This window comes from Bacteroidota bacterium (assembly GCA_016706865.1).
In the GTDB taxonomy this organism is placed as follows: Bacteria; Bacteroidota; Bacteroidia; order Chitinophagales; family BACL12; genus UBA7236.
This window is the reverse complement of sequence record JADJIS010000003.1, coordinates 819,865-832,901: the sequence shown is the minus strand read 5'-3', so window position 1 is coordinate 832,901 and position 13,037 is coordinate 819,865. Positions and strand designations below refer to the sequence as shown.

General features: G+C 34.3%; 12 protein-coding genes. All 12 read left to right on the top strand.

Going from position 1 to position 13,037, the window contains the following annotated elements:
* Positions 1-48 precede the first annotated feature (48 nt).
* The 12 genes from IPI31_13010 (at position 49) to IPI31_12955 (ending at position 12,877) form a co-directional block, all read left to right on the top strand.
* Positions 49-738 (top strand): T9SS type A sorting domain-containing protein, encoded by a 690-nt coding sequence (locus IPI31_13010; protein ID MBK7568734.1) that lies wholly within the window; start codon positions 49-51, stop codon positions 736-738.
* A gap of 65 nt (positions 739-803) precedes the next feature.
* A complete protein-coding gene (locus IPI31_13005) occupies positions 804-1,166 on the top strand; it encodes a hypothetical protein (protein MBK7568733.1) in 363 nt (120 codons plus the stop codon).
* A 22-nt stretch (positions 1,167-1,188) separates the two neighbouring features.
* Positions 1,189-2,256 carry a tetratricopeptide repeat protein gene (locus IPI31_13000; GenBank protein MBK7568732.1) on the top strand — a complete coding sequence of 356 codons (1,068 nt, stop codon included), beginning with the start codon at positions 1,189-1,191 and terminating at the stop codon, positions 2,254-2,256.
* A 210-nt stretch (positions 2,257-2,466) separates the two neighbouring features.
* Positions 2,467-3,813 (top strand): sigma-54-dependent Fis family transcriptional regulator, encoded by a 1,347-nt coding sequence (locus tag IPI31_12995; GenBank protein MBK7568731.1) that lies wholly within the window; start codon positions 2,467-2,469, stop codon positions 3,811-3,813.
* 165 nt (positions 3,814-3,978) lie between these two features.
* Complete coding sequence (locus IPI31_12990) at positions 3,979-4,263, top strand: hypothetical protein (protein ID MBK7568730.1); 285 nt, start codon at positions 3,979-3,981, stop codon at positions 4,261-4,263.
* 195 nt (positions 4,264-4,458) lie between these two features.
* Positions 4,459-4,536, top strand: a complete 78-nt coding sequence (gene kdpF / locus IPI31_12985) for a K(+)-transporting ATPase subunit F (GenBank protein MBK7568729.1) — start codon at positions 4,459-4,461, stop codon at positions 4,534-4,536.
* Between the two features lie 4 nt (positions 4,537-4,540).
* A complete protein-coding gene (kdpA, locus tag IPI31_12980; GenBank protein ID MBK7568728.1) occupies positions 4,541-6,241 on the top strand; it encodes a potassium-transporting ATPase subunit KdpA in 1,701 nt (566 codons plus the stop codon).
* A 9-nt stretch (positions 6,242-6,250) separates the two neighbouring features.
* The gene (kdpB, locus tag IPI31_12975; protein MBK7568727.1) at positions 6,251-8,263 is read left to right on the top strand and encodes a potassium-transporting ATPase subunit KdpB; all 2,013 of its coding nucleotides are present in this window, start codon (positions 6,251-6,253) and stop codon (positions 8,261-8,263) included.
* A gap of 12 nt (positions 8,264-8,275) precedes the next feature.
* On the top strand, positions 8,276-8,836 hold the full coding sequence (locus tag IPI31_12970) for a K(+)-transporting ATPase subunit C (GenBank protein ID MBK7568726.1): 561 nt from the start codon (positions 8,276-8,278) through the stop codon (positions 8,834-8,836).
* A gap of 86 nt (positions 8,837-8,922) precedes the next feature.
* Positions 8,923-10,026 carry a porin gene (locus tag IPI31_12965; protein MBK7568725.1) on the top strand — a complete coding sequence of 368 codons (1,104 nt, stop codon included), beginning with the start codon at positions 8,923-8,925 and terminating at the stop codon, positions 10,024-10,026.
* A complete protein-coding gene (locus tag IPI31_12960; GenBank protein MBK7568724.1) occupies positions 10,027-11,151 on the top strand; it encodes a sensor protein KdpD in 1,125 nt (374 codons plus the stop codon).
* Between the two features lies 1 nt (position 11,152).
* Entirely contained in the window at positions 11,153-12,877 is a 1,725-nt protein-coding gene (locus tag IPI31_12955) for a HAMP domain-containing protein (GenBank protein ID MBK7568723.1), read from the top strand.
* Positions 12,878-13,037: the final 160 nt, after the last annotated feature.

The window sequence follows — 13,037 nt, the reverse complement described above, 5'->3', positions numbered from 1 at the left end:
TTTATACATATCTTTAATTAGCAATTAAACCAAGCAAAAATAATACATATGAAATCCAAACTCCTCCTCCTCTCCTTCTCCATCCTAACACTATTTTCAAATCTCAAAGCCCAACAGGCCGATTGCAATAACATGTATCTCGACGCGGATACATTTTATCTCCATTATCTTGATGATACCATTGTAGAGGGCAATTTATTTTACAACGATACTGTTTGGTCTGTTTATCCTTTTATACATATTATTTTGGAGGACACTACAATTATCACTACAGAAGATTTTATGGTCCTTTCATCGCTTGATTCGGGATATGTACAATTTTTTAATTTTGATATAAATTTTAAAACCGAGTTATATCCGAACAACACTCCGGTTAGTGCATTTTTTCATATTTACGATTCCGACTGGCCGGGAGATTCTATAGTGAACTGTTATTTACCGATTACTCTAATGCTTGAGAATTTTACTACAAGTATTGAGAATGAAACAATAACCGACAATTACACCCTTTTTCCTAATCCCATGACAAATACCGCTACACTTCAATTTGAAAATGATTTCAAAGAAAATTGTATATTTATGATGTACAATTTAAATGGGGAGCTAATTAATTCAATAACTGATATCACCGGAAATACTATCGAGATATCAAAAAATAATTTAATAAATGGTTTGTATTTTTTTCAAGTGAGTGTATCAGGAAAATTAAAAAGTTCAGGCAAGTTGATGATTGAATAGAATCAATAATTTTGATTAAATTCTTGATTATATTGCCATTAAATAAAAACCTCTTTTTTTGTGAAATGGAATTTGAAACCACCATATTATTTAGACCGGTTGGTCCGCAGGAACTCTTATTGATTGAACAATCTAACTGGGAAAAATTTCCACCCAGGCTTGCGCAACAGCCCATTTTTTACCCGGTTATGAATGAAGAATATGCCATTCAAATTGCCAGAGATTGGAATGTAGATGCATCGGGATCTGGTTTTGTAACAAAGTTTTCTGTTAACTCGGAATATTTAAAGAAATTTGATATTCAAAATGTTGGTGGCGTCATGCATAACGAATTATGGATTCCGGCTGAAGAATTAGATGAATTTAACAGTAATATTGTAGGAAAGATTGAAGTGACTAAATCTTTTTTCCCGGTAGAAAAAAAATAATTTATAACCTAAAACACTCAAAATGAAACAAATTACCCTATTGATATTGTTCGCCATGCTTGGCAACAATATCTTCACCCAAAACAAAACCGCTGCCGACGACCTTGTAATGGAAGGCATAGAACTTCACGATAACGGTGATTACAAAGGTGCAATTGCGAAATACGACAAAGCACTTGCGATCGATAAAGACAATTTATTTGCGCTTACCGAAAAGGCTTACAGTTTATTATCGTTAGGAAAAAATAAAGAATCGATAGAAAATTGTGAAAAAGCAATTAAACTTTATCCCGATGATGAAGATCTGAATGTGGTTTATGTTACTTATGGTAATGCAATGGATGGATTAAAAAACACGGAAAAAGCAATAGAAATATATAATCAGGGTTTATCAAAATTTCCTGATTTTTATCAATTATATTTTAATAAAGGTGTATCACAATCCTCATTAAAATTATATGATGAGGCGTTGCATTCTTTTGAAAAAGCAGTGATCTGCAACCCAAACCATGCGAGTTCGCACAATGCTATTGGAAGACTTAAAAATTATGACGGCAAAAGAATACCTGCTATGTTGGCATTTTGCAGATTTCTTGCAATTGAACCTCAAAGCACTAGAGCAGAAGAAAATTTGGCGGCGTTAGATGTTATTATGAATGGAAATGTCGAAAAAACCGGAAAACAATCTGTCACCATAAATATAAGTGCAGGAATACTTGGCGACACTTTAGCCAACGGCGATCCAAGTGAAAATAGTTTTTCTATGGTGGATATGATGTTAAGTATGAGTGCAGCACTTGACTTCGATAAAAAATACAAAAATGAAACAGAGGTTGAAAAATTCATTCGCAAATTCGACACCTTTTGTTCTACATTAAAAGAAGGTGAGGAAAAAAATTATGGATTTTATTGGGATTATTATGTTCCATATTTTACAGCTATGCAGGAGAAAGGTTTCATTGAAGCCTATAGTTATATCGCATTCGCTTCAACAGGAGAATCAGATGTAACAAAATGGTTGAAGTCGCATACCAAAGAAATGGAAGCATTTTATGCCTGGTCTGCAGAGTTTAAATGGAAAACAGAGTAATTTTTGGATAAAACTGCACTAACTTGAAGATTTCTGGCATGCAAAAAATGCAGCATTCAGCCATTTTTATACATATTTTTGCAAAAAATGGTGAAAAACATATCCAAAAATGACCGAAATGTAATAATAGAGGATTTGCTTACTTAAATTTAGTATTCCAAATAGAATAGCATTATATATTAATTTTGCGACAGTTCTATTCTACCTATTTTGAAAACTGTATTAATTATTGACGATGAGGAAAAACTGAGATCTCTACTCAGTAGAATAATTAATCTCGAAGGTTATACTATAATGGAGGCCGGTGATTGCGCCACTGGGTTAAAAAAACTGGATAAAAACAATGTTGATGTAGTACTTTGTGATGTAAAGCTTCCTGATGGCAGTGGTGTAGACCTTGTAAAACAAATCAAGGATAGATATCCCACAATAGAAATTATTCTTCTAACAGCTTATGGAAACATTCCCGATGGTGTGCAAGCCATAAAAAATGGCGCCTTTGATTATATCACAAAGGGTGATGATAATAATAAGATAATTCCATTGATACATCGCGCAATTGAAAAATCGGAATTGGCAAACCGGATAAAACGATTGGAATCACAACTTGAGGATAAACATTCCTTTGACAATATCATCGGCAATTCAAAAGCAATAAACCTAGCTGTTGAACTTGCCAAAAAAGTTGCTTCCACCGATACCACAGTTTTATTAACCGGCGAAACCGGAACAGGTAAGGAAGTATTTGCACGAGCAATTCACCAAGCTAGCAATCGAAGTAATCAAAATTTTGTCGCAATTAATTGTTCGGCCTTTAGTCTTCATCTATTGGAAAGTGAAATGTTTGGACATAAAGCAGGTGCTTTTACCGGTGCGATACGCGATAAAAAAGGTTTGTTTGAAGAAGCCGATAAGGGTACCATCTTTTTAGATGAAATTGGTGATATGGCCTTGGATCTACAGGCAAAATTGTTGCGGGTTATTGAGTCGGGCGAATTTATTAAAGTAGGCGAAAGCAGCATTACAAAAGTTAATATCAGGATAATTGCCGCTACAAACAGAGACCTACAAAAAGAAATAGAAAAGGGTAATTTCAGAGAGGATCTTTATTACCGTATATCTGTATTTAAAGTGAACTTACCTCCTTTAAGAGAACGAATTGCTGACATAGAAGATCTGGCACTCCATTTTATTGGTTTATTTGCAGCTAAAACAAATAAAAAAATAAAAACACTCTCAGCAGATTGCCTTGAAGCATTAAAACAACATACCTGGAATGGCAATATCAGAGAATTAAAAAATGTGATCGAAAGAAGTGTAATTCTCTCTAATCAGGATATAATTACTCTCGAAACATTACCTGCAGAATTTCAGGATAATTTTACCCCAAAAGGAAATACGAAACAACTTTCGGCATTTGACCTGGCAAGTGCGGAAAAACTTCATATACAAAAGGTGTTGAACTACACTAATGGCAACAAGACAAAAACCGCCGAACTACTTCATATCGCATTAACTACCCTCTACCGCAAACTCGAGGAATATAAGATCAGTTGAAACACTTTCATTTCGATAGGGTAAATACTTTCAAAACGATAGTATTTTAAAATCCACTTTCTTATCAAATTTCTTCAAACCCAATCGTAATGGGACTTGCACCGATTTCTGCTAATCAGGACAGCAAATTGTTAAAACAAGGTTACATCACAAAATGCAAATAAAATGAAAACGAAACCGATTAAAAATGTTTATGACCAAATGCAACAATTTGCCGATATAACCAAAAAGTTAATCAAAAACGGTGATACCGGAAGAGCAAAATATTGTATCAAAATTGTTGAAAATTTATTCATTAATGGCAACAGGGAAATTAAAAATGCAATCAAAAATGTGTATTTATTTTCCGTTTCCACTTTCCTCGAATTTCAACACTACAGTATTAAGAATTATTTCCCGGAAACACTGAGAAATGAATATTATAACCAGGTTATTACAACCGGCGACTAATGAAAAACAAAGTAAGTGGTGACCAAAGTCACTTTTATCAAATTGATACATGATCATATTTACACTTAAATCAAATTAAATGGAAACAATTATTCTCATCACAACAGGGCTGATACTATTCGCGCTGTTTTATAAAACAATTAATTTTTTCGACAACATTTAACTCATAAATTCCTTTGCAGATAAAATAATATTATGACAGCATTATTCATCTTATCCATTGCAGTTTTTGGCTATATGTGCTATGTACTGCTCAAACCCGAAAAATTTTAACTATATGAATACTGAAATTCTTGGCGTTATCCTCATGTATGTCTTGTTGGTTGCCATGGCCATTCCTCTGGGAAGATACATCGGTAAAATTTTCAATTATGAAAAAACCGGACTTGACAAAATTTTTAATCCACTCGACAATTTGTTTTTCAAACTGAGTGGTATTGATCCTACCGTCCAATTAAATTGGAAACAAAATTTATATGCACTATTAACCATAAACTTTTTATGGTTTCTTATCTGCATGTTTGTTCTTACAAATATGAGTTGGTTGCCTTTAAATCCGGATGGAAATCCATCTATGGGTGGTGATCTTGCATTTAATACTACTGTTAGTTTTGTAACAAACACAAATCTGCAACACTATTCAGGTGAATCAGGACTCTCCTACCTGGGGCAATTAATATTAATGTTATGGCAATTTATTAGTGCAGGTACAGGTATAGCTATTTGTGCTATTGTATTTATGGCAATGAAAGAACGATCCACAGAAAAACTTGGGAATTTTTATTCTTTATTTGTGAAAAGTTGCACCAGAATTTTATTCCCGATAGCATTTGTAGTTGCGTTGATCTTATTGTTTAGTGGAACACCTATGACCTTCGAAGGTAAAAATAATATGGTCACGTTGCAGGGAGATAGCATTCAGGTAAGTCGTGGTCCGGTTGCGGGATTTGTTGCAATAAAACAAATAGGAACAAATGGTGGCGGTTTTTATGGACCTAATTCCACGCACCCATTGGAGAATCCTAATTATCTTACCAATATAGTGGAATCCATATCTATTATTTTAATTCCTATAGCAATGATTTTTGCAATGGGATATGTTTTAAAAAGAAAAAAATTAGCATTGACAATATTCAGTGTTATGACACTTGGTTTTTTAGTGCTGCTAACTCCCAGTATTATCAATGAAATGAACGGAAATCCAGAAATAGAAAAAATGGGGATAACCCAAAACTTTGGAAGTATGGAGGGAAAAGAAATCCGGTTTGGTTCTGCTGCTTCCGCATATTGGGCAATTAGTACAACCTGCACCAGTAATGGCTCGGTGAATGCAATGCACGATAGTATGACTCCATTAACAGGAATGTTTACCTTATTGGGAATGATGACCAATTCTTTTTATGGAGGTGTTGGAGTAGGGTTTCTTAATTTTTATATATTCATTATACTGGCTGTATTTATCAGCGGTTTAATGGTGGGAAGAACACCTGAATTTTTAGGTAAAAAGATCGAGGCCAAAGAAATGAAAATAGCAATGATGATCGCATTGCTGCATCCATTATTAATTCTGACCGGAACAGCAATGGCAAGTTATATGTATGCAAATGACCCTGAATTATATGCAGGTTGGCTGAGTAATCCGGGTTACCATGGATTTAGTCAGATGTTGTATGAATTTTCCTCTGCAAGTGCAAATAATGGAAGTGGCTTTGAGGGATTGGGAGATAATACTCCGTTTTGGAATATTGCCTGCGGTATAGTAATGTTATTAGCACGTTATCTCCCAATAATTGGCCCGGTTGCAATTGCGGGAATTTTAGCTAAAAAGAAATTCATTCCTGAAAGTAATGGAACTTTAAAAACAGACACTCCAACATTTGGTTTAATGGTATTTGCAGTTATAACCATATTAGCAGCATTGGCTTTTTTCCCTGCGCTGACACTTGGACCAATTGCAGAATATTTCTCAATATATTAATCTAAAAATATGACAAAGTCAAATAATTCCTTATTTCAAAAAGATTTGATGCGCAGTGCATTTAAACAATCTTTTGTGAAACTAAATCCTGTTATTTTATTTCGTAATCCGGTAATGTTTACGGTAGAGATCGGGACTGCGGTAATGTTTGCAGTTTGTATCTGGACATTGGCGGGAGAAAAATCACAAGGCAGTTTTTCGTATAATCTTACAGTTTTTATAGTTCTTTTATTAACCTTACTATTTGCAAATTTTGCAGAATCCATTGCAGAAGCAAGAGGAAAAGCACAAGCTGATTCACTTAGGAAAACGCGTGAAGAAACTCCCGCAAAATTACCCGACGGAAAAATAATTTCTTCTTCAAACTTAAAAAAAGGTGATATTTTCATTTGTGAGGCAGGAGATATTATTGCTACTGATGGTGAAATAATTGAAGGACTTGCAACTATAGATGAAAGTGCAATTACCGGTGAAAGTGCTCCTGTAATCAGAGAGGCAGGTGGAGATAAAAGTTCTGTTACAGGTGGAACCAAGGTGTTATCGGATAAAATTGTCGTTAAGGTAACTACTGAACCCGGAGAAAGTTTTTTAGATAAGATGATAGCTCTTGTGGAAGGTGCAAGTCGCCAAAAAACTCCTAATGAGATCGCATTAACTATATTATTAGCAGGATTCACTCTTGTATTTATTATAGTTACAATTACATTAAAACCCTTTGCTGATTATGCAAATACTCCAATTACTATTGCTGCTTTTATATCCTTGTTTGTATGTTTAATACCAACAACTATAGGTGGTTTACTTTCTGCAATTGGTATTGCGGGAATGGATAGAGCTTTAAGAGCAAATGTAATTACCAAAAGCGGAAAAGCAGTGGAAACAGCAGGAGATATTGATGTTCTATTATTGGATAAAACAGGAACAATTACCATAGGTAATCGCAAAGCCACTCATTTTTATCCTCTTTCGGGAGTTGATGAAAAACATTTTATCAAATGTGTTACGTTGGGTTCCATGAGTGATGATACTCCTGAGGGGAAATCAATTATCGAATTAGCTGGAGTAAATCCATTAAGTTATAATATTTCGTCACCCAGATTTATCAAATTTACTGCTGAAACTAGAACTTCAGGTGTAGATTATGAAAATACCCGAATCAGAAAAGGTGCTTCCGATGCAATTACCAATTTATCGGAAAAGGTTGGAAATATAGTTCCTGAAGAAATAAAAGAAAGAGTAAAAATAATTTCGAGCAATGGGGGAACTCCTTTGGTAGTTTCTGAAAATGAAAAAGTGATCGGAGTAATTGAATTACAGGATATTATTAAACCAGGAATAAAAGAACGTTTTGAGCGTTTGCGGAAAATGGGAATTAAAACTGTTATGGTCACCGGCGACAATCCTCTTACAGCAAAATTCATAGCGGAAAAAGCGGGTGTGGATGATTTTATTGCCGAAGCAAAACCGGAAGATAAAATGAATTATATCAAAAAAGAACAAGCCGAGGGCAGATTAGTTGCCATGATGGGAGATGGCACCAATGATGCTCCTGCACTGGCTCAAGCCGATGTTGGAGTGGCTATGAACAGTGGAACACAGGCCGCAAAAGAAGCAGGAAATATGGTGGACCTTGATAATGATCCCACCAAATTAATTGAGATAGTGGAAATTGGAAAACAATTATTAATGACACGCGGAACATTAACCACTTTTAGTATCGCAAATGATGTTGCAAAATATTTTGCAATAATTCCGGCATTGTTCATTGTTGCAATTCCCGCTTTACAAGGATTAAATATTATGAATCTTAGCAGTCCGGAAAGTGCAATACTTTCGGCAATAATATTCAACGCAATAATAATCCCAATGTTAATTCCGCTTGCATTAAAAGGTGTTGCATATAAACCTATTGGTGCCAGTGCATTACTCCGAAGAAATTTATTAATATTTGGAGCCGGTGGAGTAATTATCCCATTTATTGGAATAAAACTTATCGACATTTTAGTTTCTTTTATAATTTAAATCAATAACAATATGAAATCTAATATATTAGCGGCAATTAAACTTACATCCGTTTGTCTGGTTTTCTTCATGGTCGTATATCCTTTAGTATTATTTGGAATAGCACAATTATCACCAAATAACGGAAAAGGAAAAGTAATAGAACAAGACGGTAAAATCTATTACAGCAATATTGGTCAAACCTTTACCGATGATAAATATTTTTATTCACGACCTTCTGCCGTGGGTTATAATGCTGCAGGTTCAGGTGGAAGCAATAAAGGTCCAAGTAATCCACAATACCTGGAGGAAGTTCAGGCAAGAATTGATACCTTTCTGGTGCATAATCCCGGTATCAATAGATCAGAGATCCCATCCGATCTGGTAACAGCGAGTGGAAGCGGACTTGATCCCAATATATCGGTTGCAGCGGCCAATGTGCAGGTTAAACGAATAGCATTGGTAAGAAATTTACAGGAAGCTGATTTGTATACTTTAATTGAAAATAATACAGAAAAGCCATTGTTCGGAGTATTCGGAACAGAAAAAATAAATGTACTTAAACTAAATCTCGAGTTAGATAATTTAAAATAAATATTATGAAAAATATCAACAAAATAGTAATGATCCTTCTTTGCTTATCCTTCAGTATTCTTGAATCCAGAGAAGTAAAAGCTCAAATGAATTTGAACGGATCATTCAATACAGAGGTTGACAAAATTTTAACCAATACAAGTACTGATTCACTGGGAACTACAAACTCAGAAGAGGATGATTCAGATCCATTAACAATTTCAGGTTATCTGGAAACCTATTACAGTTATGATTTTGGGAAACCGGGAAATCATATGAAACCTCCATTTTTCTACAGTTTTTCGCGACACAATGAAGTGAATTTAAATTTTGGTTATATAAAATTGGCTTATAACAAATCAAATGTAAGAGGAAATCTTGCATTAATGACAGGCGTTTATGCCAATACGAATCTCGCGGCAGAACCAGGTGTATTAAAAAACATCTACGAGGCAAATGCGGGAATAAAAATATCGAAATCGAAAAATATATGGCTTGATGCAGGTATTTTTTCTTCCCATATAGGTTTTGAAAGCGCAATTGGAAAAGACTGTTGGAATTTAACAAGAAGTTTATCAGCAGAAAACTCTCCATATTATGAAAGTGGAGTAAAAATTTCCTATACCAGCAATAACGAAAAATGGATGCTGAGTGGTTTAATATTAAATGGCTGGCAAAGGATTCAACGTGTAGATGGAAATAATTTACCTGCCTTCGGACATCAATTAGTTTACAAACCAAGTTCAAAAATTACCTTAAACAGCAGTTCGTTCGTGGGAAGTGATACTCCGGATTCAAGCAGACAAATGCGTTACTTTCATGATTTTTACGGAATATTTCAAATTCATGAAAAATTCGGATTGACAATAGGTTTTGACAATGGACTTCAACAAACTTCCAAAGGATCGAGCGATTATAACGCCTGGTTTTCACCTGTGATCATTACAAAATATTCAGCCACTGATAATTTAAGTATTTCCTTAAGGGGAGAATATTATAACGACGAGAATGGAGTGATCATTTATACAGGTAGTGAAAACGGTTTTCAAACTGCCGGTTTATCATTAAATTTGGATTATTTAATTAGTGAAAATACTGTTTGGCGAATTGAATTCAGAGGTTTAAGCAGTAAAGATGAAATCTTTATCTTAAATGATGAGCCAAGCAATATGAATTATTTTGCAACAACATCACTTGCAATTTCTTTATAAATGAATGAAAAGGATAAAACGGTTCAACATTTTCTTGATCTTATAAAAAAATCCCGAAAAGGAAAATTTAAGATCTATATTGGCATGAGTGCCGGTGTTGGGAAGTCGTACCGCATGTTGCAGGAAGCACATTCCTTATTAAAAAACGGGATAGATGTTAAAATAGGATTTATTGAAACGCATAACAGAAAAGAAACAGAAGCATTATTGGAGGGATTACCGGTAATTCCGCGCCGAAAATTATTTTATAAAGGAAAAGAGTTGGAAGAATTGGACGTTCAGGCTATTATAAATTTAAGGCCGGAAGTTGTGATAATAGATGAACTTGCACATACCAATATTGAAGGTAGCAAAAATGAGAAACGATGGCAGGATGTGAATGAAATATTAAATGCTGGTATCAACGTTATTTCAGCTGTTAATATTCAGCATATTGAGAGTTTAAATGATGAAATTAAATCGATAACCGGTGTTGAAGTTAAAGAACGAATTCCCGACAGTGTTTTAGCGCTTGCAGATGAAGTGGTAAATATAGATCTAACCGCGGATGAGTTGATAGGAAGATTAAAGGAAGGAAAAATATATCACGCTGAAAAAATTGAAACTGCTTTAAACAATTTCTTTAAAAGTGAACATATTTTACAACTACGGGAATTGGCTTTGAAAGAAGTTGCTTCACAGGTGGAAAGGAAAGTAGAAACTGAAGTTACAAAAACAAACTCCATTAAACACGAACGTTTTTTAGCCTGCATAAGCAGCAACGACAAAACGGCCAAAAATGTGATCAGAAAAACCGCAAGATTAGCGAATTATTACCATAGCAGGTGGTACGTATTATATGTTCAAACCCCAAAAGAAAGCGCTGCCAAAATAGCTTTGGATAAACAAAGACATCTGATTAATAATTTCAAATTAGCCACTGAACTCGGTGCCGAAATAATTAAAGTGGAAAGTTCCACTGTTGCAAAAGCAATAATTTCACTGGCCGGAGAAAGAAATATCACTACCATTTGTATAGGAAAGCCCCATTTGAATCTGGTAAAAATAATAATGGCCACAAACATATTTAATCAACTATTAAAAGAACTTTCGTTAAATAATATTGACCTTGTAATACTCTCATAAAATGAAAATTAAAACGAAACTGACATTAGGTGTAGGGTTATTATTCCTATTAATCATACTTTTAAGTTTAGTTGGAGTAAGAAATATAAATGCGCTGAAACAAGATACCGAATACATTCTAGTTGCTAACTACAACTCTGTTGAATATGCAAGGTACATGCTAAGTTCATTGGAGGATAATACAACAGAATCGCTTAAGGTATTTGAGGAGCACCTCCACAAACAGGAAAAAAATATCACCGAAATCGGAGAACAGGCTATAACTCAGGAAGTAAGAAATAATTTCGATAATTATAAAAAAAACACATTGGATTCCACCTTGCGATCAAGTATCAGAAAAGGTATATTTACTTTAATGGATTTGAACATGCAGGCAATTCAACGCAAAAGTGAAATTGCAAAAACCACTGCAAAAAATGCGATGATATGGATACCTGTTACGGGAACGCTGTGTTTTTTAATCGCCTTCACTTTATTGATCAATTTGCCTTCCTCTATTGCCAATCCCATTAAGGAACTTACTCAGAGCACTAAAGAAATTGCTGCAAATAATTACTCACAAAGAGTACATTTTCAAAGTAACAGTGAGTTTGGAGAGTTAGCCAAATCGTTTAATACCATGGCTGTTAAACTGGAGGAATATAACAACAGTAATTTAGCGAAGTTGATGATGGAGAAAACACGAATTGAAACGCTTATTAACAATATGCACGACCCTGTAATTGGACTCGATGAAAACCTTAAAATTATATTTGTTAATGAAGAAGCAACTAAAATTATTGGAATTGATCAACAACGGCTTATGGGACATTCTGCACAGGAGTTGGCCGTACACAACGATCTCATACGAGAACTCATAAAGGATCTAATTGTTGAAGGATCACCTATTAATAATAAAATAACCCCAATTAAGATCTACGCAAATAATAAAGAAGGATATTTTGACAAGGAAATATTACATATCTCCATAACACCAACCGGCGAGGAGAAAAAACGACTTATAGGGCATGTAATTGTGCTCCGGAATATTACTGAATATAAAGAACTGGATTATGCAAAAACAAATTTTATAGCGACAGTTTCACATGAATTTAAAACACCAATATCTGCAATTAAAATGAGCTTGCAATTATTAGAAAACAAACAAATAGGTATACTTAATAATGAACAAATAAATTTAGTAGAAAGCATAAAGGAAGATACAAATAGACTTTTGAAAATAACCGGTGAATTATTGAATATGACACAGGTGGAAAGCGGAAACATTCAGCTTTCCATTTTACCCGCTGATGCCAAAGAGATCATAACCTATGCAGTTAGTGCAAATAAGGTTCCACTCGAACAAAAACGCATTAAATTAGAAACGGATTATGGTCAGGATATACCTTTAATTCAGGCAGATGCAGAAAAAACTTCCTGGGTACTTACCAATTTACTTTCCAATGCAATTCGATACTCGCATGAAAACTCATCGATATTTATAAAACTGATGCATATAGATAAAAAACTAAAAATATCAATTACCGATACCGGTCAGGGAATATCTCCTCAGTATAAAAACAAAATATTCGATCGCTATTTCCGCATCCCCGGATCAAATGAAACCGGCACCGGATTAGGTTTAGCAATAAGTAAAGAATTTATGGAAGCACAAGGCGGAGCAATTGAGGTAGAAAGTGAACTTGGGGCAGGAAGCACCTTTACAATTACCTTGAATACGATGTAGTAGAATTTATAGTTATAAGTATTATAATTCTTGATTTCAACTCCTAAAACTAATAAAAATGGCATGCAATAAATGCAGATTTTTAACACCTTATTAAATTATTTGCAATAAATTAAGCTAAATGAGGTGTTTTCTTGCACTTTTTTTAAAAATTTAGCAT